The organism is Kitasatospora sp. NPDC057595 (assembly GCF_042800875.1).
Classification (GTDB): domain Bacteria; phylum Actinomycetota; class Actinomycetes; order Streptomycetales; family Streptomycetaceae; genus Kitasatospora.
The window spans coordinates 40,253-64,760 of the sequence record NZ_JBHVGL010000002.1 but is presented as its reverse complement, the minus strand read 5'-3'; the positions used below and the strand labels follow the sequence as shown (position 1 = coordinate 64,760).

The 24,508-nt window shown below is 72.7% G+C and carries 23 protein-coding genes; 9 read left to right on the top strand and 14 right to left on the bottom strand.

Annotation, left to right across the window (positions count from 1 at the left end; all coding sequences use genetic code 11):
* Positions 1-82: 82 nt before the first annotated feature.
* Positions 83-1,918 carry a phosphatidylglycerol lysyltransferase domain-containing protein gene (locus tag ACFU9E_RS03660; RefSeq protein WP_380683539.1) on the bottom strand — a complete coding sequence of 612 codons (1,836 nt, stop codon included), beginning with the start codon at positions 1,916-1,918 and terminating at the stop codon, positions 83-85.
* Between the two features lie 377 nt (positions 1,919-2,295).
* Between ACFU9E_RS03660 and ACFU9E_RS03655 the strand changes: the two genes are divergently transcribed.
* Together ACFU9E_RS03655 and ACFU9E_RS03650 are read left to right on the top strand one after the other, a co-directional pair.
* Positions 2,296-3,450, top strand: a complete 1,155-nt coding sequence (locus tag ACFU9E_RS03655; RefSeq protein ID WP_380683538.1) for an alpha/beta hydrolase — start codon at positions 2,296-2,298, stop codon at positions 3,448-3,450.
* Positions 3,451-3,601: 151 nt separating this feature from the next.
* The gene (locus ACFU9E_RS03650) at positions 3,602-4,396 is read left to right on the top strand and encodes a ferritin-like domain-containing protein (protein ID WP_380683537.1); all 795 of its coding nucleotides are present in this window, start codon (positions 3,602-3,604) and stop codon (positions 4,394-4,396) included.
* A gap of 64 nt (positions 4,397-4,460) precedes the next feature.
* On the opposite strand, the gene folE is transcribed toward ACFU9E_RS03650, so the two are convergent.
* The 6 genes from folE to dacB all read right to left on the bottom strand — a co-directional run bounded on the left by folE (position 4,461) and on the right by dacB (position 12,836).
* Entirely contained in the window at positions 4,461-5,066 is a 606-nt protein-coding gene (folE, locus tag ACFU9E_RS03645; protein ID WP_030309924.1) for a GTP cyclohydrolase I FolE, read from the bottom strand.
* Positions 5,067-5,178: 112 nt separating this feature from the next.
* The gene (gene ftsH, locus ACFU9E_RS03640; protein WP_355357475.1) at positions 5,179-7,230 is read right to left on the bottom strand and encodes an ATP-dependent zinc metalloprotease FtsH; all 2,052 of its coding nucleotides are present in this window, start codon (positions 7,228-7,230) and stop codon (positions 5,179-5,181) included.
* 226 nt (positions 7,231-7,456) lie between these two features.
* On the bottom strand, positions 7,457-8,011 hold the full coding sequence (gene hpt, locus ACFU9E_RS03635) for a hypoxanthine phosphoribosyltransferase (RefSeq protein WP_049654051.1): 555 nt from the start codon (positions 8,009-8,011) through the stop codon (positions 7,457-7,459).
* Positions 8,012-8,082: 71 nt separating this feature from the next.
* Positions 8,083-9,240 (bottom strand): tRNA lysidine(34) synthetase TilS, encoded by a 1,158-nt coding sequence (gene tilS / locus ACFU9E_RS03630; protein WP_380683536.1) that lies wholly within the window; start codon positions 9,238-9,240, stop codon positions 8,083-8,085.
* A 265-nt stretch (positions 9,241-9,505) separates the two neighbouring features.
* Positions 9,506-10,687: a zinc-dependent metalloprotease gene (locus tag ACFU9E_RS03625; RefSeq protein WP_380683535.1), complete on the bottom strand. Its 1,182-nt coding sequence runs from the start codon at positions 10,685-10,687 to the stop codon at positions 9,506-9,508.
* Between the two features lie 535 nt (positions 10,688-11,222).
* Positions 11,223-12,836 (bottom strand): D-alanyl-D-alanine carboxypeptidase/D-alanyl-D-alanine-endopeptidase, encoded by a 1,614-nt coding sequence (gene dacB / locus ACFU9E_RS03620; protein WP_380683534.1) that lies wholly within the window; start codon positions 12,834-12,836, stop codon positions 11,223-11,225.
* A 143-nt stretch (positions 12,837-12,979) separates the two neighbouring features.
* Between dacB and ACFU9E_RS03615 the strand changes: the two genes are divergently transcribed.
* Positions 12,980-13,471: an inorganic diphosphatase gene (locus tag ACFU9E_RS03615; protein ID WP_030397564.1), complete on the top strand. Its 492-nt coding sequence runs from the start codon at positions 12,980-12,982 to the stop codon at positions 13,469-13,471.
* 217 nt (positions 13,472-13,688) lie between these two features.
* A complete protein-coding gene (locus ACFU9E_RS03610) occupies positions 13,689-14,363 on the top strand; it encodes a heme oxygenase (biliverdin-producing) (RefSeq protein WP_380683533.1) in 675 nt (224 codons plus the stop codon).
* Positions 14,364-14,481: 118 nt separating this feature from the next.
* Here ACFU9E_RS03610 and ACFU9E_RS03605 read toward each other — a convergent pair whose 3' ends face one another.
* The 3 genes from ACFU9E_RS03605 to ACFU9E_RS03595 are packed head-to-tail and all read right to left on the bottom strand — an operon-like array spanning position 14,482 to position 15,301.
* Positions 14,482-14,724 carry a hypothetical protein gene (locus ACFU9E_RS03605; protein ID WP_380683532.1) on the bottom strand — a complete coding sequence of 81 codons (243 nt, stop codon included), beginning with the start codon at positions 14,722-14,724 and terminating at the stop codon, positions 14,482-14,484.
* Positions 14,721-14,936 (bottom strand): hypothetical protein, encoded by a 216-nt coding sequence (locus tag ACFU9E_RS03600; RefSeq protein WP_380683531.1) that lies wholly within the window; start codon positions 14,934-14,936, stop codon positions 14,721-14,723. Before ACFU9E_RS03600 ends, ACFU9E_RS03605 begins: the two co-directional genes overlap by 4 nt.
* A complete protein-coding gene (locus ACFU9E_RS03595; RefSeq protein WP_380683530.1) occupies positions 14,933-15,301 on the bottom strand; it encodes an ATP-binding protein in 369 nt (122 codons plus the stop codon). Before ACFU9E_RS03595 ends, ACFU9E_RS03600 begins: the two co-directional genes overlap by 4 nt.
* Positions 15,302-15,613: 312 nt before the next feature.
* On the opposite strand from ACFU9E_RS03595, the gene ACFU9E_RS03590 reads away from it, so the two are divergent.
* The gene (locus ACFU9E_RS03590; RefSeq protein WP_380683529.1) at positions 15,614-16,474 is read left to right on the top strand and encodes a helix-turn-helix domain-containing protein; all 861 of its coding nucleotides are present in this window, start codon (positions 15,614-15,616) and stop codon (positions 16,472-16,474) included.
* An 11-nt stretch (positions 16,475-16,485) separates the two neighbouring features.
* Positions 16,486-16,680, top strand: coding sequence for a DUF397 domain-containing protein (locus ACFU9E_RS03585; RefSeq protein WP_380683528.1), 195 nt, complete (start codon positions 16,486-16,488; stop codon positions 16,678-16,680).
* A 155-nt stretch (positions 16,681-16,835) separates the two neighbouring features.
* Here the strand turns inward: ACFU9E_RS03585 and ACFU9E_RS03580 are convergent, their stop codons facing one another.
* On the bottom strand, positions 16,836-18,524 hold the full coding sequence (locus ACFU9E_RS03580) for an HtaA domain-containing protein (RefSeq protein WP_380687552.1): 1,689 nt from the start codon (positions 18,522-18,524) through the stop codon (positions 16,836-16,838).
* A 47-nt stretch (positions 18,525-18,571) separates the two neighbouring features.
* Positions 18,572-20,119, bottom strand: a complete 1,548-nt coding sequence (locus tag ACFU9E_RS03575) for an HtaA domain-containing protein (RefSeq protein WP_380687554.1) — start codon at positions 20,117-20,119, stop codon at positions 18,572-18,574.
* An 86-nt stretch (positions 20,120-20,205) separates the two neighbouring features.
* On the opposite strand from ACFU9E_RS03575, the gene ACFU9E_RS03570 reads away from it, so the two are divergent.
* The 3 genes from ACFU9E_RS03570 to ACFU9E_RS03560 are packed head-to-tail and all read left to right on the top strand — an operon-like array spanning position 20,206 to position 23,263.
* Positions 20,206-21,306: a hemin ABC transporter substrate-binding protein gene (locus ACFU9E_RS03570; protein WP_380687556.1), complete on the top strand. Its 1,101-nt coding sequence runs from the start codon at positions 20,206-20,208 to the stop codon at positions 21,304-21,306.
* Positions 21,303-22,373 (top strand): FecCD family ABC transporter permease, encoded by a 1,071-nt coding sequence (locus ACFU9E_RS03565; RefSeq protein ID WP_380687558.1) that lies wholly within the window; start codon positions 21,303-21,305, stop codon positions 22,371-22,373. Before ACFU9E_RS03570 ends, ACFU9E_RS03565 begins: the two co-directional genes overlap by 4 nt.
* Positions 22,370-23,263: a heme ABC transporter ATP-binding protein gene (locus ACFU9E_RS03560; protein ID WP_380687560.1), complete on the top strand. Its 894-nt coding sequence runs from the start codon at positions 22,370-22,372 to the stop codon at positions 23,261-23,263. Before ACFU9E_RS03565 ends, ACFU9E_RS03560 begins: the two co-directional genes overlap by 4 nt.
* On the opposite strand, the gene ACFU9E_RS03555 is transcribed toward ACFU9E_RS03560, so the two are convergent.
* Together ACFU9E_RS03555 and ACFU9E_RS03550 are read right to left on the bottom strand one after the other, a co-directional pair.
* Complete coding sequence (locus tag ACFU9E_RS03555; protein ID WP_380687562.1) at positions 23,205-23,423, bottom strand: dodecin; 219 nt, start codon at positions 23,421-23,423, stop codon at positions 23,205-23,207. The genes ACFU9E_RS03560 and ACFU9E_RS03555 overlap by 59 nt on opposite strands.
* 98 nt (positions 23,424-23,521) lie before the next feature.
* Complete coding sequence (locus ACFU9E_RS03550) at positions 23,522-24,481, bottom strand: asparaginase (protein ID WP_380681973.1); 960 nt, start codon at positions 24,479-24,481, stop codon at positions 23,522-23,524.
* Between the last annotated feature and the right edge of the window lie 27 nt (positions 24,482-24,508).

Here is a 24,508-nt window from a genome sequence, read left to right as displayed (position 1 = left end):
CACCCGGCGCCCACCCCCCGGAAGGCGGCCGGCCCCCGCCGAGGAGCGTCCTCGACGGGGGCCGGCACCGCTGCCGCACGGCTCAGGCGGCCTCGGTGACCTCCGGCCTGGGGCCGTCCGGCAGCCCCTGGCGCTGCGGCTTGCGGCCGAAGCGGGGCATGCCCAGGGTGATGAAGGCCTCCGCCTGCATCGCCGCGAAACCGATCCGGGGCAGGTCGCGGTTGTTCGGGAAGACCAGGAACCGGGGCTCCCACTCCGGCTGGAACTTCGCGTTGAACTTGTACAGCGACTCGATCTGGAACCAGCGCGACAGGAACACCAGCAGCCCGCGCCAGGCGCGCAGCACCGGTCCGGCGCCGATCCGCTCGCCGCGGGCCAGCGCCGAGCGGAACATCGCGAAGTTCAGCGACACCCGGCGCACGCCCATCGCCGGGACGGCCTGCAGCGCGGCGACGATCAGCAGCTCGTTCAGGCCCGGGTCGGCCGCCCGGTCACGGCGCATCAGCTCCAGCGAGATGCCGTCCTCGCCCCAGGGCACGAAGTGCAGCACGGCCTTGAGGTCGTCGCCGCTCTCGCCCTCCTCGGGCGCCTTGTGGGCGGTGACCACCACGCAGTCGTCGTCACCCGGGTCGCCGAAACGGCCGAGCGCCATCGAGAAGCCGCGCTCGGTGTCGGTGCCGCGCCAGCGGGCCGCAGCGTCGGCGATCCGCTGCTTCTCCTCCAGGGGCAGCTCGGCGACGCGGCGGACCTGGCAGGAGTAGCCGTTGCGCTCGATCCGCTTGACCATCTGGCGGACGTTGCGCATGGCCCGCCCGGCGAGCGAGAAGGTCGCGGTGTCGACGATCGCCTCGTCGCCCAGCTCCAGCGCGTCCAGCCCCGCCTCGCGGGTCCAGACCTCGCCGCCGACCTCGCTGCAGCCCATCACGGCCGGCACCCAGGCGTGCTCGCGGGCCTCGGCCATGAACACCTTGATCGCGCCGGGCCAGGCCTCGACGTCGCCGACCGGGTCGCCCGAGGCGAGCATGACGCCGGAGACCACCCGGTAGGAGATCGCGGCCTTGCCGGTGGGCGAGAACAGCACGCTCTTGTCCCGGCGCAGCGCGAAGTAGCCGAGCGAGTCCCGCTCGCCGTGCCGCTGCAGCAGCGCCCGGACCTTCTCCTCGTCCTCGGCGGTCAGCTCCGGCTTGGGCTTCTCCGGCCGCAGCGCCAGATAGGTGGTGGTGAGGGCGGTGAACAGACCCATCGCGCCGAGCAGGTAGCCGACCAGGTCCTCGATGCGGTCCGCGTTGTAGTGCACCGGGCCCTCGAAGCCGAACAGCCCGTAGACCACGTGCTCCAGCCGCTGGTACAGGCCCGGGTCGCCGACCTCGTACTTGGTGCGGGTGCTGACGACCAGCAGGCCGAGCAGGACGCTGACGGTGCCCAGCACGACCAGGTTGACCACGGCGCGCCAGCGGGTGCGCGGGTCGGCCTTGGCGTAGAACTCGCGCCGGTGGATCAGCATGACCGCGAACAGCACCATCGAGATGACCGCCGGGCCGAGCTGGTGCCAGCGCAGCAGGTGCAGCGCCGCGCCGATCGGCAGCAGCACGCACACCGCGCGCCACGCGCGCCGCTTGCGCCGGCGCAGCGCGTGCGCGAGCAGGACCAGCAGCAGGCCGATCATCAGGGTGCCGGCGGCGGCCAGCGTGGTGGTCCCGCCGGGCAACTGCCCGGCGAAGGTGTGCACCCTGGTGTGCCGGAGCCTGGGGAACACCGCGCTGGCGATGTCCACCAGACCGATCAGCAGACAGGTGTAGCCGACCGCACCGGGGAGCCAGGCCCTCGGAACGGCGGCCGCCTGGGTGCGAAGCGTCTGCAGACCGCGACGACGCGGGGGCTGCTCGGGGCTCGGCTCAACGGACACGGGAACGCTCATGGAGGTTCAGCGTAGGGGCTGTGGAGGGGTGTCCGGTCACTCCGGGGTGGGAGCCGTGATGGACCTTCATGCGTTTTCCTTCATCTGGCAATACGCACACCAAGGAACCGGAAACGAAGGGTAAACCGGCACCCTGGGGGCGCTGCGAATTGAGCCGAGGGGTGGGCGCCGGGGCCCCTCACCGCGTGGCGCGACGGGCCCCCGCGTACGTCCTACGTACGGTGGACGCCGCATTTTAGGGCGTCGGTTGCGTGCGCGCACCGCCGGCCTCCCGGGCCCCGCCCGGCGTCCGGACAGCCTAGCCGCGGTGGCCGGGACTGACGCACCGCCAGACGATGAAGCCTGCACCGACAGTGTCCCACCGGAAGGCCGACGGTATGGAACTGACCAGCGACGCGCTGATGAACTCGCTGCTTGCCCTGGGTTCGGCGGCGCTCGTCACCACCCTCTGGGTCTGGCCCAGACTGGCGCGGCAGCGACCGCTGCCGATGCTCGGCCGGGTGGGACTGCTGACCGTCACTCAGGCCTCGGTGCTGGCGGTGCTGGCGCTCAGCGTCAACAATTCCTTCGGGTTCTACACCTCCTGGGACGACCTGCTCAACCCCGGCGGCACCAAGCTCGCCCTCACCAGCAACGAGAACCACCGCAACGGCGTCCCGGCCGGCGACGCCCTGCTGGAGCCGACCGACGACGCCGGCATGCAGAGCATCGGGGACCTGCCCAAAGGGGCACCCGAGGAGGTGGGGAAGGTCGAGTCGGTCCGGATCACCGGAAAGGAGACCGGACTGTCCGACCAGATGTTCGTCTACCTGCCGCCGGAGTACTTCGACCCGAAGCTCGGCCTGACCCGCTTCCCGGTGCTGCTGACCATCGCCGGCTACCCCGGCACCACGCTCAATCTGATGAAGGACCTGCCGGTCATCCAGACCGCCGTGGAGCTCCAGCGCTCCGGGAGGATGCAGCCGGCCATCGTGGTGCTGGCCCGTCCGACCCTCGCCCCGCCGCGCGACACCGAGTGCGTGGACGTCGTCGGCGGGCCGCGCACCGAGACCTGGTTCACCAAGGACGTCCCCGAGGCGCTGCGCTCCGCCTACCGGATCGGCCGCTCCCCGGCCTCCTGGGGCGTCTTCGGCTACTCGACCGGGGGCAGCTGCGCGCTGCGGCTGGCGATGCGCTTCCCGGCCGTCTTCGGCAGCGCGGGCGGGCTGCACGCCGACTTCAAGGTCAACGAGGACCAGTTCACCGGCGGCAGCCTGTTCGGCGGGGACCGGACGCTGGCCGAGCAGAGCGACCTCGCCTGGCGGCTGCAGAACCTGCCCGCCCCGCCGCTGTCGATGCTGGTGGTCTCCACCCGCAAGGAGTCCGACTACCCGCAGACCGTCCAGTTCGTCGAGCTGGCCCAGCAGGTCGCCGCCGCCAACCCGCAGTTCCAGGCGGAGTCGATGTACCTGGACGACGGCGGCCACAACTTCGAGAGCTGGGTGCGCGAGCTGCCCGCCGCGCTGGAGTGGATGGGCCGCCACCTCGGCTGACCCCTCGACCGCCCCCTCCGCCGGCCCCGGGCGCCGCTGGGCGGGTGATTACCGGCCGGTCGGGCGCGCTGCCGGCCGCCGCGGGGGACGTATCTCGACCGCCCCGGCCGAACGACGGCCGGGGCCGCCCCGGATCCGGGCAGGAGGCCCCATGCTCAGCACCCGATCGCTGTTCGACGAGATCTACCGGAACGACGAGGCCTACCAGCTGTTCTGCAGCATCGCCGCCGGCGGCGAGGACCAGGGCGGGTGGGAGAACGAACGGATCACCGAACTCACCCGCGACCCGGTGCTCGCACCGAAGATCGCCCGGCACGGCGCCGACGAGCGCAAGCACGGCCGGATCTTCGCCCAGCTGCTGCACAAGCGCGGCCTGCCGAAGGTCGGTGTGCCCGCCGACACCGACTACTGCATGCTGCTGGAGCGCCAGGGCGTCGGCCTCGCCCACGAGCGGCTGACCAGCGCGGTCCCGCTGACCGACCGCGAGATCATCACCTACCTGGCGCACAGCCGGGTCACCGAGCAGCGCGCGGCCGAGCAGATGCGCCAGCTCGTCAAGGCGTACGGGGACAACCCCGACCTCGGCCGGGCGATGCGGATGATCTCGGCCGACGAGGACAACCACCTCGCCTACTGCCACGAGGAGCTGCTGCGGCTTACCGCCGAGGGGCACGGACCGTACATCCGCCACGTGCTGGAGACCAGCGCCCGCGGCGAGATCCGCACCCACCGGGACGTCGGCCTCGCGGTGACGTCCCGGATGGCGCGGATCCTCGGCTGGCCGCGCTGGCAGCTGACCGTGGTCACGGCCGGCGTGCACGCGCTCTACCTCTACGACCTGCTGTACGGCTGGCGGCGGATGGTGCGGCTGCGGATGCCCGCGCGCCGCAACGCGCTGGGCACCCCGGCCCCGCCGCACGCCGAACCGGAGCCCGAGCCGATCTGACGCCGATCCGACCGGCCCGCGTCCGTCCGGCCAGCGCGGCGCCCGCGGGGACGCCGCGCCCCGGTCAGCGACCGATGATGAGGCTCATCGCCTCGGCCCGGGTGGCCGGGTCGCGCAGCTGTCCGCGCACGCAGGAGGTGATGGTCTTGGCACCGGGCTTGCGGATGCCGCGCATCGACATGCACATGTGCTCGCACTCGACCACGACGATCGCCCCGCGCGGCTCCAGGATCCGCATCAGGGCGTCGGCGACCTGGCTGGTGAGCCGCTCCTGCACCTGCGGCCGGCGGGCGTACACGTCGACCAGCCGGGCCAGCTTGGACAGGCCGGTGATCTTGCCGCTGGTGGACGGGATGTACCCGACGTGCGCGACGCCCCGGAACGGCACCAGGTGGTGCTCGCAGACCGAGGTCAGCTCGATGTCCTTGACCAGCACCATCTCGTCGTGCCCGAGGTCGAAGGTGGTGGTCAGGACGTCCTCGGGCTCCTGCCAGAGTCCCGCGAATATCTCCTTGTACGCCCGGGCCACCCGGGCCGGAGTCTCCAGCAGGCCCTCGCGGTCCGGGTCCTCGCCGACGGCCAGCAGCAGCTCGCGGATCGCGTTCTCGGCCCGCTTCTGGTCGAAGGTGCCGACGGCGGGCGGACCGTCGAGCGTCACCGGGTCGATCATGCGGGCCTCGCTAACTGGTTGACGAACAAGGGTTGAACAGCACGGATGCCGCGCCTCCAGGGTACAAACCCCGGTGACGCGGCATCCATTCCGTCGGGTGCCGGGCTCCCCGTCAGCCCTCGGTGGGCGGGTCGATCGGCAGCGGCGGGAGCTTCACCACGTCGGCCGGGGCGGCCTCGGCGGCGGTGGCGCCGTTGGTGAGCGCCAGCTCCTTGGGCGACTGCACCGGCGGGCGGGTGGACGGCGTCCGGCGGGCGGAGCCGGTCCACGCCGGACGGGCCGGGCGCTTGACGATCGGGGCGAAGATCTCGGCGATCTGCTCCTTGTTGAGGGTCTCCTTCTCCAGGAGCTCCAGGACAAGGTTGTCGAGCACGTCGCGGTTCTCGACCAGGATCTCCCAGGCCTCGTTGTGCGCGGACTCGATGAGCTTCTTGACCTCCTCGTCGACCAGCCCGGCGACCTCCTCGGAGTAGTCGCGCTGGTGACCCATCTCGCGGCCCAGGAACGGCTCCGAGTTGTCGCTGCCGAACTTGATCGCGCCCAGCCGCTCGGTCATGCCGTACTGGGTGACCATGGCCCGCGCGGTGGCGGTGGCCTTCTCGATGTCGTTCGAGGCACCGGTGGTCGGGTCGTGGAAGACCAGCTCCTCCGCCGCGCGCCCGCCCAGCATGTACGCCAGCTGGTCGAGCATCTCGTTGCGGGTGGTGGAGTACTTGTCCTCTTCCGGCAGCACCATGGTGTAGCCGAGGGCCCGGCCGCGGGACAGGATGGTGATCTTGTGCACCGGGTCGCTGTACTGGCAGGCCGCCGCCACCAGGGCGTGGCCGCCCTCGTGGTACGCGGTGATCTTCTTCTCCTTGTCGGACATGATCCGCGTGCGCTTCTGCGGACCCGCCACGACGCGGTCGATCGCCTCGTCCAGGATGTTGTTGTCGATCAGCTTCTTGTCCGAGCGGGCGGTCAGCAGGGCCGCCTCGTTCAGGACGTTCGACAGATCGGCACCGGTGAAGCCGGGGGTGCGCTTGGCGACGGCCGACAGGTCGACGTCGGGCGCGATCGGCTTGCCCTTCTGGTGCACCTTGAGGATGTCCAGACGGCCCTGGAGGTCGGGGCGCTCGACCGCGATCTGGCGGTCGAAGCGGCCCGGACGCAGCAGCGCCGGGTCCAGGATGTCCGGGCGGTTGGTGGCGGCGATCAGGATGACGCCGCCCTTGACGTCGAAGCCGTCCATCTCGACCAGCAGCTGGTTGAGGGTCTGCTCACGCTCGTCGTGGCCGCCGCCGAGGCCCGCACCGCGGTGCCGGCCGACGGCGTCGATCTCGTCGACGAAGACGATCGCCGGGGCGTTCGCTTTGGCCTGCTCGAAGAGGTCGCGGACGCGGCTGGCGCCGACACCGACGAACATCTCGACGAAGTCCGAGCCCGAGATCGAGTAGAACGGCACGCCGGCCTCGCCCGCGACGGCGCGCGCCAGCAGGGTCTTGCCGGTACCGGGCGGGCCGTAGAGCAGCACACCCTTGGGGATCTTGGCGCCGACGGCCTGGAACTTGGCCGGCTCCTGCAGGAACTCCTTGATCTCGTGGAGCTCCTCGACCGCCTCGTCCGCGCCGGCGACGTCGGCGAAGGTGGTCTTCGGGGTGTCCTTGGTGAGCAGCTTGGCCTTGGACTTGCCGAACTGCATGACGCGCGAGCCGCCGCCCTGCATCTGGTTCATCAGGAACAGGAAGACCAGCACGATGATCACGATGGGCAGCATCGACAGCAGCAGGCTGACGAGGGTGCTCTGCTTCTCCGGGCTGATGGTGTAGCCCTCGGAGAGCGTGCTCTGATCGTTGTCGTTGATCTGGGCCTGCAGCTTGTCGGCGATCGCGACGCCCTGGTCGCCGATGTACGAGGCCTGGAACTTGCTGCCGGACTGCGGCTTGCCGGTGCCCACGTTGGGCAGCTTGGCGCCGTCCTTCAGCTGGATCTTGATGGTGTTCGAATCACCTGTGGTGATCTGCGCCGACTTGACCTGCTTCGCGTCGATCGCTGCGACGACCTGGCCGGTGTCCACCGTCTTGTAGCCGTTCGAGTCCGAAACGACCTGCATCAGCACGACAACGGCGAGGACGGCCAGCACGATCCACATGATCGGCGCACGGAAGTATCGCTTGACGTCCATCCATGCGGGGCGTTGCCGCCCCGTCCCTCCTGCCACTCAACGGCGCCGCGTGGCTCTGGGCCGCCGGCGCATTCGGTCAGTGCTCATGTGAAGAGCGGTTTATTGGACCGTACCGCAGTGCGACCCCCACGTGGCGGGAGCACGGCGATACGACGTTCTTCTATGGTCCCCCGGATCCAACGGGCGGGAACAGGCTCCTGTTCCCGCCCGTCGTCCGAACGGGTTCTCAGCCGCCGTAGACGTGCGGCGCGAGGGTGCCGATGAACGGCAGGTTGCGCAGCTTCTCCGCGTAGTCGAGGCCGTAGCCGACGACGAACTCGTTGGGGATGTCGAAGCCGACGTACTTGACGTCGATCTCGACCTTCGCCGCGTCCGGCTTGCGCAGCAGGGCACAGACCTCCAGCGAGGCCGGGCCGCGGGAGCCCAGGTTGCCGAGCAGCCAGGACAGGGTCAGGCCGGAGTCGATGATGTCCTCGACGATCAGCACGTCGCGGCCGGCGATGTCGGTGTCGAGGTCCTTCAGGATCCGCACCACGCCGGAGGACTTGGTGCCCATCCCGTAGGAGGAGACGGCCATCCAGTCCATGGTGACCTGCGAGTGCAGGGTGCGGGCCAGGTCCGCCATGACCATCACGGCCCCCTTGAGGACGCCGACGATCAGCAGGTCCTTGCCTGCGTAGTCCCGGTCGATGCGCTCGGCCAGCTCCAGGAGCTTGGCGTCGATCTCGTCCTTGCTGATGAGCACCTTCGCGAGGTCAGCGCCCATGTCGTTCTGGTCCACCGGGGATACGTCCTCAAACGTGTCGGGGTCTGGATGGCCGGCGGCCGGCTCCCCCGGGGCATGCCCGCCCGTCAGTCGCCCTGTCGCCGAAAGACCAGCGTGCCACACCGCCGGGTCGCTTCGACGCCCCCGGGTAGGTGCAGCGGCCCCTGGCCGCGCCATCCGGTGACCAGCAGGTCGATCGTTTCGAGGTGCCGGGCGAACAGGTCCCCGGCCGGACAGCCCGCCCGCAGCGCGGCCCGGCGCAGCACCCGGCGGCGGACCGCGGGGGGAAGTTCGGCCAGTTTCGCCGCGTCCAGGGCGCCGTCGCCCGTACGGATGTCACGCTCGGCGAGGGAGGCCCACTGGTCGAGTGCGTCGGCGTCGTCGCGGAACAGCCGGGCTGTGCGGGCCAGCGCCTCGACCACCCCGCCGCCCAGGTGCTTCTCCAGCACCGGCAGCACCTCGTGGCGGACCCGGGAGCGGGTGTAGGCCGGGTCGCAGTTGTGCGGGTCGTCCCAGACCGGGATCGCCTGGGCCGAGCAGGCCTGCCGGGTGGCGGCCCGGTCCAGCTCCAGCAGCGGACGGCGGTAGCGGCCCTTCTGGGCCGGCATCCCGGCCAGCGAGCGGGCGCCCGAGCCGCGGGCCAGGCCCAGCAGGACGGTCTCGGCCTGGTCGTCGCGGGTGTGGCCGAGCAGCACGGCGACCGCGGCGTGCCGCTCGGCGGCCTCGTCCAGCGCGGCGTAGCGGGCGTCCCGGGCGGCGGCCTCGGGGCCGCCCTCCCGGCCGACCCGCACGGCGACCGCCTCGACCGGGTCCAGGCCCAGCTCCCGCAGCCGGCCGGCGACCTGGGCGGCGCGCTCGGCGGAGCCCGCCTGCAGACCGTGGTCGACGGTGACGGCGCCGACCCGCAGGCCGATCTTGGGGGCCTCGAAGGCGGCCGCGATGGCGAGCGCCATGGAGTCCGCGCCGCCGCTGACGGCGACCAGGACCAGGGGCGAGCCGGGCGCGGCGGGGGTGCGGGGCAGCCCGGAGGGGTGGCGGTGGGCGTTGCCGATCAGCGTGGTGCCGACGGTGGCGGGCAGCGCGGCGGGCAACGCGGCGGCGGGCAACGCGGCGCCGGTGCGCTCGCGCGGCTCCCGGGGCTCGCGGACGGGCGCGGTGAAGGTGGAACCGGCCTCGGCGGCGAGGTCGGTGAGGGTGCGGCGAACGGCCAGGCGTATCGCGGCGACGGCGGGGTGAGGGCCCACGGCGACGACTCCTCGGCGGAGGGGGGACAGGACGACGGTGGGCGCGGCGGGGACCGCGCATCTGTGAGCACCCTGTTACCGGGCGCTCACAGATGGTGGCAGAAAGGAGGCACCCGCTACGCCACCCGCGCCACCGGTACGACCACCGTCCCACGTTCGGGTGAATGAAGAAACGTATCTTCACCCGCCATGTGCACGACTGGACCACCCGTACGAACGGGTTTGAGCGCCGGTTGCGCCCCTGCAGGCCCCTACGGGCCCCGCCTCAGCGCGCGACGCGGGCCACCCAGGCGGCGGGGTCGTGGATCTCCTCCTTGGTCGGCAGCGTGTTCGGCGAGGTCCAGACCCGGTTGAAGCCCTCCATGCCGACCTGCTCGACCACGCCCCGCACGAAGACCGCGCCGTCCTGGTACTGGCGCAGCTTGGCGTCCATGCCGAGCAGCCGGCGCAGCACCAGGTCCAGCCGGTTGGCGCCGCGGTCCCGGCGCTGCTGGAACTTCTCGCGGATCTCGGAGACGCTCGGCACCACGGCCGGGCCCACCCCGTCCATCACCACGTCCGCGTGCCCCTCCAGCAGGGACATCACGGCCGTCAGCCGGCCGAGGATCTCCCGCTGGGCGGGCGACTGGACGATCTCCAGCAGACCGGCCGAGGAGGAGTTGTCCCCCCGGCCGCCGCCGAGGCCCGGCAGCCCGGCGCCCAGCGAGCCGGCGGCGTCCCGCAGCCGGTCCAGCAGCGCGCCCGGGTCGACGTCCGTCTCGGCCAGGAAGGACTGCACCTCGGACTGGATGTGGTCGCGCAGCCAGGGCACCGCGGTGAACTGGGTCCGGTGGGTCTCCTCGTGCAGGCAGACCCAGAGCCGGAAGTCGGCCGGGTCGACGTCCAGCTCCCGCTCCACGTGCACGATGTTCGGCGCCACCAGCAGCAGTCGGCCGGGGCCGGGGCCCTCGGGGCCCAGCCGCGGCTTGTCGAACAGCGCGGCCGGGCTGTCCGGCGCCTCCAGCGAGGGCTCGGCCGGGGCGAAGGTCTCGTACTGGCCGAGCACCTTGGTGGCCAGGAACGCCAGCAGCGCGCCCACCTCGATGCCGGTGGCCTTCTCCCCCACCGTGCCGAACACCGCGGAGGCCGACCCGTTCGCCCGGCGCGCCTGGAGCTTCTCCACCAGCGGCTGCACGATGGTGCGGAAGCCCGCCACGTTGGCCCGCACCCAGCCGGGCCGGTCCACGATCAGCACCGGGGTCGCGGCCGCCTCGGTCAGGCTGCTGGAGCGCATGCCGGTGAACTCCCGCACGTGCTCCTCCGCCGCCAGCGCGTGCCGGCGCAGCTCGGCGACCACCGCGCCCGCCTCGGCCCGGCTCACCTCGGGCCCCGGCCGCACCAGCCGGGTCGCGGTCGCGACCGCGAGATTCCAGTCGACCATGTCGGCACCGCCGCTCGCGCTCGTCATGCCCTCACCGTACGTGCTCCCGCCCGCCTGGGGGAGCCGGAACGGCCGGTCAATGACGGCCCGCCGACGGCCCACCGGCCGGTTGACCGGAACCCACCCACGCCGCCGCGGAGCCGCCCGCCCCCGCACGGCCCGGGCCGACCCGGCCTCGCCCCGGGGCAGCCCGGCCGGAAGGTGCGGCAGCGGGGCCACCCCACGCGGAGCCCGCCGGGGAAGGGAGCGGCGACCACACGCCGGAACCCTCCCGACAGCACCGCCAAGCCGCCCCTGCGGCACATGGCGAACCGTCCTGGTCCCACGGATGCCCCCAGAGCGGAGCCGCCCCGGCCCCACCATGCGTGATGCCTGCACCACCTCGGCCGACCGGCCTCGCACCGGGGCGCCTTGCCGGAAGGCACGGCAGCGGCGCCCCACCGGATTCGCCCTGCCCGGCTCGGCCTGCGGCCCGCCCGCCGGGCTGGGAGGTGTGCCCGCCCGGGGCACCCCCCGGACGCCGGACTCGGACGTGGTGCCCGAGCCCGGCGGGGGCCCGGCCCTAGTGGCAGCCGCAGGCGGCGAGGCGGGCGACGACGCGGTCCATGGCGGTGCGGGCGGTGTCGGCGGGGGCGGTGGTCCGGGTCATCAGGGCGAAGGAGAGGAGGCGGCCGTCGGCGTCCACGACGGTGCCCGCCAGGGTGTTGACGCCGCTCAGGCTGCCGGTCTTGGCGCGGACCAGGCCGGCCGCGTCGGCGGCGCCCGAGGTGGAGCCGAAGCGCTTGCCGAGGGTGCCGGTGAACCCGGCGATCGGGAGGCCGGTCAGCACCGGGCGCAGGGTCGGGTGCTCCGCGGAGGCGGCCAGCGTGAGCAGCTTGACCAGGACGACCGGCGGGATCGCGTTGCCGGTGTGCAGGCCGCTGCCGTCGTTGAGCACCACACCGGTGGTCGGCACGCCGAGCCGGGCGAGCTCCTGGGTGACGGCGGTGGCGGCGCCCTCGAAGCTGGCCGGCTGGTGTGCGGCGACCGCGGCCTGCCGGGCGATCGCCTCGGCGAGCGTGTTGTCGGAGGTGGTCAGCAGCCGCTCGACCAGCCGGGCCACGGTCGGGGAGTCGACCCGCCCGAGCACGGGGGCGTCGGCGGCGGCCGGGGCGGCGGCCTGCTTCGCCTTGCCCTGGACGGTGATGCCCTGGGCCTTGAGCAGGTTGGCGAAGGCCTCGGCCGCCGCCATGGCCGGGTCGGCGACGCGGGCGGGCGCGTCCTCGCGGCTCTTCGGGTCGACCTTGGCCTCGTCCACCATCAGCGGCGTGACGGCGGGGATGTTCTCGTTGTCGTGGTTCTTGTGCAGCAGGGCGCCGGTGTAGAGGGAGACGTCGTAGTCGAGCGCGACGGTGGTGGTGCCCGCGGCCTTCAGCGCGGCGGCCGTCTGCGTGGCCAGCGCGTCCAGCGAGGCGGGGGCGGTGTCCGGGTCGGCGGGGATGCCGCCGATCTGCACCTGATCGGCGGGGAGCGCGGTCAGCGTCGGGTCGCCACCACCCACGAGGGTGATCCCGCCGGTGGCCGCGTTCTTGACGACCCGGGTGGTCAGCCGGGTGTCGCCGGGGATCAGCGAGAGGGCCGCGATCGAGGTGGCCAGCTTGGTGGTGGACGCCGGGGTCGCGGCGGTGTTCTCGCCGGTTCCGTAGAGGAGTTGACCGTCGGTGGCGTCCGCGACGGCGAGGCCGACGGTACCGAGGCTCTTGTCGGCGAGCACGGCGGCGAGGGCCTGCTGGAGGCCCTGGGTGGTGGGCACGCCGGTGTCCGGCCCGGCCCCGGCGGCGGCCAGCACCGTCCCGCTGGGGGCGGGGCGGACGGCTCCGGTGGGCTTGGCGCCGGGCGGGGTGGTGGCGGCACCGGTGGTGCCCGCCGTACCGGTGGCGGTGCCGGTGGCCGTGCCGGTGGAGCTCGCGGACGGGCGGGGCGACTCGCTGCCGCGGCTGCCCGGCCGGTCGCCCCTGCCCCCGTGGTCGCCGTGGTCGCCCCGGTCCCCGTGGCCGTCCCGCCGGCCGTTGCCCTCGTCCTGGCCCCCCTGGGCGTTCCCGGTGGACCGGCCGCCCGGCGAGGCCGATCCGGTCGGCGTCGGGGACGGCTGCGCGTACGCACCACCCGTTCCGAGCACCGTTCCGGCGACCAGCAACGCCGCCCCGAACAGCCCCGCGGCCGTCCCCCCGCGTCGGTCCCCCGACCCAGCCCCTGCACGCACCGACCCGGCCCCTTTCCTGAGCACTCACTCCCGTAGGAGACACTTGGATTCTGTCAGTCCCTACCTTGGAGGAACCGTTGGAGTTCGACGTCCTTATCGAAATCCCGAAGGGCTCTCGTAACAAGTACGAGGTCGACCACGAGACCGGCCGTCTGCGGCTCGACCGGATGCTCTTCACCTCGACCCGCTACCCGGCCGACTACGGCTACGTCGAGGGCACCCTGGCGGACGACGGTGACCCGCTGGACGCCCTGGTCATCCTGGACGAGCCGACCTTCCCCGGTTGCCTGATCAAGTGCCGCGTCATCGGCATGTTCAAGATGACGGACGAGGCCGGCGGCGACGACAAGCTGCTCTGCGTCCCGGCGACGGACCCGCGCTGGGAGCACCTGCAGGACATCCACCACGTGTCGGAGTTCGACCGCCTGGAGATCCAGCACTTCTTCGAGGTCTACAAGGACCTGGAGCCCGGCAAGTCCGTCGAGGGTGCCAACTGGGTCGGCCGCGCCGAGGCCGAGGCCGAGGTCACCGCGTCGATCAAGCGCCTGGCGGAGCAGGGCGGTCACTGAGCCGTCGCGCCCATCTCGTCCGTCCGGCGGTCCGTCCGCCGGGGGGCTCTGAGGTAGGTCGAGGCAGTCGGAGGCCGGGGTTCGCGGAGTTTTCCGCGGCCCCGGCCTTCGCCGTTCCCGGGGCGTGCGATTTTTCCCGACACCCTGTCGGCATGATGCTCGCTTAGGTTAGGCTAACCAAAGCAATCGGGGGTGTACTCGATCTCTGGAGGCCCGCATGCCCATACCCGAGCAGCCCGTCGTCCCGTTCTCCACCGTGCTGCGCACCGCGAGCAGCGCCGAGCACGAGGCGGCCGAGCAGTCCTCGTTCATGAGTCGCCTGCTCGGCGGGCACCTCGGCATCGAGGCCTACGCCGACCTCACCGGCCAGCTCTGGTACGTCTACCGCGCGCTGGAGGAGCGGGCGGAACAGCTTGCGGAGCACCCGGTGGCCGGCCCCTTCATCGATCCGGCGGTGCTGCGCACCGAGGCCATCGAGCGCGACCTGGCCCACCTGCGCGGCCCGCAGTGGCGCGAGGAGCTCACCCCGCTGCCCGCCACCGCCGCGTACGTCGCCCGTCTGGAGGAGCTCGCGGAGCAGTGGCCGGCGGGCTACGTCGCCCATCACTACACCCGCTACCTGGGCGACCTGTCGGGCGGTCAGATCATCCGGGGCATCGCCGAGAAGACCTGGGGCTTCGAGCGCAAGGGCGACGGCGTGCGGTTCTACGTCTTCGAGCAGGTGGACAACCCGGCCGCCTTCAAGCGCGACTACCGCGCCAAGCTCGACGCCGCCGGCGAGGCGATGGACGAGGTCGAGCGCCGCCGGGTGGTCGACGAGTGCAAGCGCGCCTTCCAGCTGAACGGCGCCCTCTTCCGCGACCTGGACACGCGGTACCCGCTGAGCGCCTGAACGACCGATCGTGGAGCAGGAAGTCGGACCGGCCGACTTCCTGCTCTTCGGCATTGCTCCCGTGGCCCCCTGGCCGGAGTAGGAAGTCGACGTGGCCGACTTCCTGCGCCGAGGTGCGTCATCGGGGTGTGCGGCGGTGGTTGTGGGGGTTGGTTTCGGGGCTGAAGTGGCGGGCTTGGCGGGCGATCCAGGTGTATTCGGGGGTGCCGTCGGGGAGGGTGCGGAGTTCCCAGCGTCCGTGGCGGGTGATGGGCGGTGGGGGCGGGCCGACCTTGAGGGCGGTGATGACGCCGGTGATGACGGTGGTGAGGGCGAGGGCGAGGAGGGTGGTGAAGGCGGCGCCGATGAGGAAGTCGGTCACTTCGGGCTCGCTCGGCGGAGGAGTTCGAGGAGGTTGAGGAAGGTGGCGAGGGTGGTGTCGCCGAGGTGGACGGTGGTGCCGTCGACGGTGGCGGAGCCCCATCGGATGCCGAAGGGCTCGCCGCGCTCGTGGAGTTCGTGGAGGAGGGAGGCGATCTCGGGCTCGGTGTAGGTGCGGAGGTAGGGGTCGTGCGGGGTGAGGGGGAGGTTCACGCGGCGGCGTCCAGTTCGAACCAGGTGACCTTGCCGGTCTTGGTGGGGTGGGTGCCGAAGCGGTGGGTGAGGGCGCGGATGAGGTGGAGGCCGCGTCCGGAGGTCGCGTAGGGGTCGGTGGGCGTGCGGGGTTCGGGCGGCAGGTCGGGGCTGTCGTCGCAGACGGCGACGCGCAGGGTGGTGGGCCGCAGGAAGACGAGGACGGACGGCGCCGGGGAGTCGGCGTGCTGCCAGGCGTTGATGTACAGCTCGTGGAAGGCGAGTTCGGCGTCGGCGATGACGTCGGGCGGCCATCCGGCGGAGCGGAGGTTGGCGCGCAGTTCGGCGCGGAAGGTGGAGCAGTCGGGCGGGTTGAGGGCACGCATGGGAGACCTCCATGGGGAGAGGCAGGGAGGGAGGGGAGGAGAGAACGTCGACGGATGCGTCGCCGTGAACGAGGCCAGCCCGGACCTGGCTGCTCTGCGGTGCGCAATGGGCAGCATGCGCCTACTGCCCTGGAAATTGGCATTACTGACGATCCGCCATGTGATCGACGCAACACTGACGTTAGGTCATTAGGTTCCACGCGTGCAACACGATCCGGGAAGATGAGCCGGTAGGGGCGAGAGGCCTCACCCGCGCGAGTGGCATCCCGAGCCCTTACAGCGGGAGACTGCTCCGACACGGAAGGACACCCCTTGGCACTCAGGACCCACATCAGTGAGAGGCAGCGGCGCTTCGGTGCTGAACTGAGGCGCCTCCGCGAGGGCGCCGGGCTGGCAGTCAAAGATGCCGGCGCACTCGTCGGCATGGGAGGCCCGCAACTCAGCCACATCGAGGCCGGCCGCACGGGGCTGGATCCGGATCGGTTGACCGTTCTGCTGGATGCCTATGGCCACACGGATGAGACCTATGCCGCGGCTCTGCACAGGATGGGGCTCAGCAACGGGAAGGGCTGGTGGAGTGCCTTCAAAGGCTTTGTCAACGCCTCAGCCCTCGATCTGGCCGAGGCCGAGTCGACCGCGACAGCTCTCTCCAGCTATGAAACGCTGCTGATCCCCGGACTACTTCAGGTCCCGCGCTACAGCGAGGTCATCCTCAGTGGCGATGAGAAAAAGGTGGAATTCCGTCGCAGCCGCCAGCAGGTCATAGACCAGGGCGGAGCCGTTCCCTTCCACGCAGTGATCCATGAAGCCGCCCTGCATACCCGATTCGGCGGCCCGAATGCCATGCGAGACCAGCTGGACCACTTGGTTGAGGTCAGCGAACTCCCGCACGTTACGATCCAGGTCCTGCCCTTCCGCTGCACCGACTACGTCTCCACGGGTACGCCCTTCATGATCGTGCACGGCCCGCACCGCGATTTGGACACAGTGCTGACGGAGCACCCTGGCGGTACCTCGTACTTGAGTGAGCAGGCCGAGATCGACGTCTATCAGTCGAAGTTCGAGCGACTCAAGTCCTTTGCGCTCCCGGCATTGGACGCGTCTCGCCCTCTACGATCTCGTGTCGAGCATGACTCGTGGGGACTGATTCAACATCTCCGCTACACCCTCTAAGGAAGACGCACATGTCACGGCCCGATTGGCAGAAGTCCAGTTTCAGCGGAGATGACTCCAACTGCGTCGAGGTCCGCTCGGGGGCCGTTGGCCTGGTCGAACTCCGAGAGTCCGACGACGGTGACGTCATAGTCCGCACCACCCCAGCCGCCTTCACCGATCTTCTCGGTGCCATCAAAACCGGCGAACTCGACCACCACGCGTAGCCCCCGCCTTCCGGTCGCGCAGGAAGTCGGGCCCGCCTACTTCCTGCGCAACCACAGTGGCCCTCGCTCTGATCGAGCGAGGGCCACCGGATGACGTTGTTCAGCGTGCCGGAGTAGGAAGTCGGATCCGCCGACTTCCTACTCCGCAGCCCGCATTAGGCGCCGGCGGACTTGCGGTGGCGGGCCAGGGCGGTGGCGCCGCCGCCGAGCAGCAGCAGGCCGCCGGCGGTGGCCAGCAGCGGGGCCACCGGGGTGGAGGAGCCGGTGGAGGCCAGCACGCCGGTGCCGCCGATCGTCGCGCCGCCGGTGGTGGTCAGGGAGGCGCCGCCGACGGTCCCGGATCCGGTGCCGGTGCCGGTGGAGCCGGTCGTACCGGTGGTGGTGCCGCCCGCCGCACCTCCGCTGCTCGGCTGGGTGGTGGGCAGCTGGGCGTTCTTGTCGAAGGCCAGCGAAACGGTGACCGGGTCGAGGGCGTCGCCCTCCTTGTAGTTGACGAAGGCCGGGACACCCTCGGCGGTCAGGGTGGCCGGAACCGCATTCAGCGTGACGACACCGTTCACCGGGGTGAGGTTCGCCTTCGACACGTCCAGCTTGGCGATCCGGGCCCCGGACAGCGAGGTCGTCTTCCCGTCCAGGGACTTGGCGTTGACGTCGGCCGTCAGGTAGGCGCCGTCCTTGGAGATGCTCAGGCCGAGCTTCGACAGCGCGGTGTCGAGCTGGTACCCGCCGCCGGCGGCCGGGTGGCCGAGGAAGCGCACCGAGCCGGCGAAGCCCGCCGACAGGGTGTGGCTCTTGGTGTTGTAGCTGCCGTTCGCCCCGCCGAAGCGGTAGTCGGCCGCGCCACCGCCGAACTCGACCTTGCCGTTGGCCACGGGGCTCTGCAGGTACTTGCGGAAGCTCTCCTTGACCGACCAGTCCAGCGTGCCGTTGACGACGGCGAGTTCACCGTTGGCGCTCGGCGCGGTGGACGGGGTACCGGTGGCGGACGGGGACGAGGTCGCGGACGGCGAGGAGGTGGCCGTCGGGGACTGCGTGGCGGACGGCGAAGCGGTGGCGGTGGCGGTGGCCGTGGCCGTGGGCTCGGCGGTCGCGGTGGCCGACGGGGAGGCGGTGGCCGTGGTGGACGGCTCGGCGGTCGGGGTCGGCGTAGCCGTCGCCGTCGCCGTCGCCGTCGGAGTAGCGGTAGGCGTGGCGGTAGCCGTGGCCGTCGGCGTCGCCGTCGGGGACGGGGTGGCCGGGCTCTGCTGGAGCAGCAGCGCCAGCGGGTCCATGTCCGCCCCGGCCTGGTAGAAGCCCGCGAACGCCTTCGCGCCCTCCTCCGTCAGCTTCGCCGCCGCCGGCACGCCCGTCGTGGTGTCCTGGCCGACGGTGAACGTCACCAGCGGCACGTCGTCCCGCTTGGTGACCTCCGCCGCGCCCATCGACTCCTTGGAGGCGGTGTCGGCGGTGAGCGTGCCGGCCGTCCCCGACGTGGTGATCTTCAGGTCGCTGAGTGCCACGTCCAGCGCCCCGTGGTGGGCCGTGAAGTGCACGCCGCCGGTGAAGGAGGAGCTGAGCGCGTGGGTGGTGAGGTCGTACTTGGCGCTCACCAGGCCGAAGTGGAAGGTGCCGTCGGCGTTGCGGGTCGCGCCGTCGGTCAGCTTGATCGCGCCGCCCTGGGAGGCCGGGCTCTCGATGTAGTTGCGGAAGCTGGCCTTCACGCCCCAGTTCAGCGCGCCGGTGTCGTACGTGACGCTGCTCGGCGCGCCGGCGCCGAAGGCCAGGGCCGGGGCTCCGAACGCGGTCAGGCCGAGGCCGGCGGTGACGGCGGCCAGGGCGGCCAGCCGGGTGCGGTTGCGGGACATGGGGGGAACTCCGATCGATGAACGGGGGAAGGAGGTGGGGAGGGGGGTCAGGCGCTGCGGCGGCGACGGAAGAGGAACAGGCCACCGGCCGCGGCCAGCGCGACGGCGAGCAGACCGCCGGCCACCACGGCCGCCGTCGGCACACCGCCCGAGCCCCCGGCGTCGGCGGTGGCGGCGACCGGCGTGACGGACGGGCTCGGCGCGACGACCGGGGCGCTGCCGATGTCCGGCAGCGGCGGGAGGGCGGCGGCCGGGTCGAGGGCGACGGCGAAGCTCAACGGGTCCATCACGGTGCCCGCCGGGTACAGCCCGCCGAACGCCTTGCCGCCCGGCTCGGTGAGCGTGAGCGGGAGTTCGACGGCCTTGAGCAGCCCGCCCTCGGAGGTGAGCCCGGCCGGGTCGAAGGTCGCCAGCTCGACGCCGGTGAGCTGCTGGGCGGCGCCCTCCGGTGTGCGACCGGAGACATCGGCGCGCAGCACGCCCTTGCCGTCCGCGACGGTGACGCCCGGGTTGGCCACGGTGAGGTCCAGGCCGTAGGCGTCGCCGCTCTTCAGGCCGGTGAAGCGGACGCTGCCGGTGAAGGCGGCGCTCAGCGCGCCGCTCGCCGGGTCGTAGCTGCCCTTGGCGGGCGTCCAGCGGAAGAACGCGCCGCCGTCCGCCGCGCCGCCGGTGGGCTCCCAACGGCCCTGGGCGATACCGCCGGTGACGTAGTCGCGGAAGGTGCGGCGCACGCCCCAGTCGAGCGCGCCGTTGCCGAACTCGGTGGCGACGGCGGCCGGAGCGGTGGCGGGCGCGGTGGTCGGGGCCGGGGTGGCGACCGGGGTGTCGGCCGGGGTCGGGGCACCGGTCGGAGCCACCGGGGCGGACGAGGACGGCGCGGAACTCGGCGAAGCGGTCGCGGCAGCGCTGGGCACAGCGGTCGGCGCAGCCGGAGTCGTGGGCGCGGACGAGGCCGGCTGCGCCGCCGGGAGGTTGACCGACAGGTTGACCGGGTCGAGCGCCGTCCCGGCGGTGTAGAACCCGCTGAAGGCCTTGGCCCCCGCGTCGGTCAGCGTCGCCGGGACGTTGCTGAGCGTCAGGGTCCCGGCCGCGCCGCGCAGGTCGACGCCGGCCAGCGAGAGGTCCGCCAGCTTGGCCTGGCTCGCGTTGCTGACCTGCCCGGTCTCCCGGGACTTGCTGCTGACGTCCGCGTACAGCCCGGCCGAACCGCCCGGGGCGGCCCGGAAGGTGAGCCGTCCGATGCTCAGGTCGAGCGCGTTGGCGCCGCTCTCCTGGTGCCCGGTGAACCGGACCCCGCCGGAGAACGCGGCGCTCAGCGCGCCGCTCGCCGGGTCGTACGTGCCAGTGGCGGAGTGGAACCGGAAGCCGCTGCCGGAGACCGTGGCCGCGCCGCCGGTGAGCCCCCAACTCCCCTGGGCGATAGGCCCGGTGACGTACGTCAGGAAGGACTGCTTGATCCCCCAGTCGAGCCGCCCGCCGGACACCCGCCCCTCGGCCGCGACCGCCTGCCCGGGCAGCAGGGCGACCGTCAACAGGGCCGCCAACGCGGCCACCAGGCCGGCGGTCAGGCGGCGGAGCCGATGGGGCAGAGGCACGCGGATCACTCCTCGGCGCGACAGGGGAAGCGGGGTCGGCGCATCACCGACCCCCTTGCAAGGTTTAGGTAAGGCTAACCTAATATATGAGTCAAGAGCCCCGCCGGGCACCCCCGCACCCCACCCACCGGCGGCGACAACTCCCGACGAAGGGAACGACGTTGAGCAGCAGTACCACCCGACATCGGGCCGCCCGCGGCCCCGCGATCCTGCTGCTCCTCCTCGGTCCGCTGTTCGCCCTGACGGCCTGCGGCTTCTCCACCAGCACGGGCGAGGCGACCGGCACCGGCACACAGGCCCCGGACACCGTCGAGCCGCTGCCCGATACGCCCACCCCGCAGCTGCCCGCCACCGCGGCCTCCGCCGACGGCCGGACCACCACCGTCACCAGCGCCGAGCGGATCATCCCGCTCAACGGCAGCCTGGCCGAGATCGTCTTCAGCCTCGGCCTCGGCCCCAAGGTCGTCGCCCGGGACGTCTCCACCACCTTCGAGCAGGCCACCGCCCTGCCCGTGATCACCCAGGCCCACGAGGTCTCCGCCGAGGGCGTGCTCTCCCTGCACCCGACCGTCGTCCTCGCCGACCGCTCCACCGGCCCGGCCGAGGCCGTCGCGCAGATCCGCGCGGCCGGCGTGCCGCTGCTCGTCCTGGACGACGCCAAGCGGCTGGAGGACGTCGGCCCGCGCATCGACACCGTCGCCGCCGCCCTCGGGGTCCCCGACGCCGGGCGGCAGTTGAAGGAGCGCACCGAGCAGCGGATCACCGAGGCGAAGGCCGACCTGCCCGCCGTCGGACAGCGCCGTCCCAAGGTCGCCTTCCTCTACCTGCGCGGCAGCGCCTCCGTCTACCTGCTCGGCGGCCCCGCCTCCGGCGCCGGCTCGCTGATCGAGGCGGTCGGCGGCGAGGACGCCGGCACCGCCGCCGGGCTCAGCGGCGACTTCACCCCGCTCACCAGCGAGGCCCTGGTCAAGGCCGCCCCCGACGCGATCCTGGTGATGAGCAAGGGGCTCGACTCCGTCGGCGGCGTCGACGGCCTGCTCAAGCTGCCCGGCGTCGCCCAGACCCCGGCCGGGCTCGACCGCCGGATCGTCTCCGTCGAGGACGGCCAGCTGCTCAGCTACGGGCCGCGCACCCCGCAGGTGATCCGCGAGATCGCCGAACAGCTCTACCCGAAGGCCGCCCGATGACCGCCACGCTCACCGGCAAGAGCGTTCCCGTGGCCAGGCGCACCAGCCGCACCGCCCTGCTCACCACCGGCCTCGCCGTCGCCCTGGTGCTGTTCGCCCTGCTCGCGGCCGGCACCGGCGCCTACCGCATCCCGCTCGGCGACATCCTCGCCTCCTTCGGCCACCGGCTCGGCCTCGGCGGCCACGCCCTCGACCGCGTCCCCGAGTCGGTGCTCTGGAACGTCCGCCTCCCCCGGGTGGTGCTCGCCCTGCTGGTCGGCGGCTCGCTCGGCTGCGCGGGCGCGCTGATGCAGGGCGTCTTCGGCAACCCGCTCGCCGAACCGGCCGTCATCGGCGTCTCCTCCGGCGGCGCGGTCGGCGCGGTCGGCTGCATCGTGCTCGGCCTGGACGCCCTCGGCACCTGGACGGTGACCGCCTCCGCCTTCGCCACCGGCCTGCTGACCGTCTTCGCGGTCTACGCGATGTCCCGCTCCGGCGGCCGCACCGAGGTCGTCACACTGATCCTCACCGGCGTCGCGGTGAACGCCTTCTGCGGCGCCCTGATCGGCCTGTTCCTGTTCACCGCCGACTCCGCGGCGATCAGCCAGGTCACCTTCTGGCAGCTCGGCTCGCTCTCCCAGGCCACCTGGGGCAAGGTGCTCGCCGTCCTCCCGTTCGCCCTGGTCGGCCTCGCCGTCGCGCCCCGCTACGCGCGCTCGCTGGACCTGCTGGCGCTCGGCGAACGGCCCGCCCGGCACCTCGGCGTGGACGTCGAGCGGATGCGGCTGGTGCTGATCACCGTGGTCGCCCTGCTCACCGCCGCCGCCGTCGCGGTCAGCGGCATCATCGGCTTCGTCGGCCTGGTCGTCCCGCACCTGCTGCGGATGGTCGCCGGCCCCGGCCACCGCTTCCTGCTGCCCGCCTCCGCGCTCGGCGGCGCCCTCGTGCTGGTCGCCGCCGACCTCGCCGCGCGCACCCTGGCCGAACCGGCCGAACTCCCGCTCGGCGTGCTCACCGCGCTGATCGGCAGCCCGTTCTTCTTCTGGCTGCTGCGCCGCACCAGGACCAAGCAGGGAGGCTGGGCATGAGGATCGGCGCCCTGCGCAACCGACCCGAGGTACCCGCACGGCCCGCCCCGGGCACCGAACTGCTCACCGCCGAGGCCGTCCGGCTGACCGTCGGCGGACGCGAGCTGCTGACCGGGGCCGACGTCCGGGTCACCGCCGGCGAGGTGGTCGCCCTGCTCGGACCGAACGGCGCCGGCAAGTCCACCCTGCTCTCGGTGCTGGCCGGCGACCTCACGCCGACCGCCGGCGAGGTCCGGCTGGACGGCCGCCCGCTGGCCGGCTTCCGGCCCGCCGACCTCGCCCGCCGCCGCGCGCTGCTGCCGCAGGCGGCCGCGCTGTCCTTCCCGTTCCCCGCCGACGAGGTGGTCCGGATGGGCCGCGCCCCCTGGGCCGGCACCGCGGCCGCCGCCGAGGACGAGCGGGTGGTCGACGAGGCGATGGCCGCGACCGAGTCCGCCGCCTTCGCCGGGCGGCCGTTCACCGCGCTCTCCGGCGGCGAACGGGCCCGGGTGGCGCTGGCCCGGGTGCTCGCCCAGCGCACCGCCCTGCTGCTGCTCGACGAACCCACCGCCGCGCTCGACCTGCGCCACCAGGAACTGGTGCTGCGCCTGGCCCGCACCCGGGCCGCCGCGGGGGACGGCGTGGTCGTCGTCCTGCACGACCTGTCGCTCGCGGCGGCCTACGCCGACCGGGTGGTGCTGCTGACCGACGGCGCGACGGTCGCCGACGGGCCGGTGGCCGAGGTGCTGCGCGCACCGCTGCTCAGCGAGGTGTACGGGCACCCGGTCGAGGTCCTGCCGCACCCGCGCACGGGGGTGCCGCTGGTGCTGCCGGAGCGCGCCCAGGCTGCTCCTAGGCTCCCTCCTCGTCCAGCCGGAAGCCGACCTTCATGCACACCTGGTAGTGCTTGATCCGCCCCTCGGCGAGGTGGCCGCGGACCTGCGAGACCTCGAACCAGTCGAGGTGGCGCAGCGTCCGGGAGGCACGCTCGATGCCGTTGCGGATCGCGGCGTCGACGCTCTCCGTCGAGGACCCGACGATCTCGGTCACCCGGTACACGTGCTCGCTCATGGCGGACTCCTCAGCTGTGCGACGGCCCCCGGTCCACCGTGCACCGGGGGCCGTCGCTCCGCACGCGGAGAGCGGTCCGCGCTGGAGACAGGGCCTGGCTAGAACGCCGCGCGCACCTCACCGACCGGGAGGCCGCCGCCGAACAGCGGGGCCGCGGCGATCCGCTCCAGCGTGGAATCGCCGGTGGTCACCCCGAGGCGGCGCAGGGCGGCGGCCAGGACGGGGCCGCGGGCGCGCTCGGCGCCGTCCTCGATCTTGAAGGCGAGCGCCCGGCCGTCCGGCAGCGCCACCACCTGGACGGCCTCCGCGCCCATCTTGGCGAGCGCGCCGGGCACCGCCCGCATCAGCCGGGTGTCGGCCCGGCGGGTGCCGGCCACGTACTCGGGGTGCGCGCGCATCGCGTCGGCGACCCGGCGCTGCGGGGTGCCGGGCTCGGCCAGCAGCAGGGCGCGGTAGCCGCGGGCCAGGGCGGTCAGGCCGACGGCCAGCAGCGGCGCGCCGCAGCCGTCCACCCCGGCGTGCGCGGCCGGCTCGCCGACGGCCTCCTCCAGGGCCTCGCGGGCCAGTCGCTGGATCGGGTGCTCCGGGTCGAGGTAGCTGTCGGTGGGCCAGCCGTTGGCCGCGCAGGCGGCGAGCCAGCCGGCGTGCTTGCCGGAGCAGTCCATCAGGATCGGCTCGCGGTCACCGCCCCAGCGCAGGTGCAGCTCGGCCTCCAGGTCGTCGAGCGGGAGGTCGGCCGGGGTGCGCAGGGCGGACTCGTCCAGTCCGGCACCGGCGAGGATCCGCCGCACGCCGTCGAGGTGAAACGATTCGGCGGAGTGGCTGGAAGCCGCCAGCGCCAGCAGCTCCCCCTCGATCGCGAGCCCGGCCCGCAGCGTGGCCACGGCCTGGAAGGGCTTGGCGCAGGAGCGCGGGAAGACCGGCGCGTCCGGCTCGCCCAGCGCGAACTCGACGGAGCCGTCAGCGGCCAGCAGCACCAGCGAACCCCGGTGCCGGCCCTCGGTGAAACCCGAGCGGACGACTTCGGCGAGCACGGGCAGGGAGACGGAACTGGACATGGCGAAAGCCTTCCGGAGGTGAGGGTG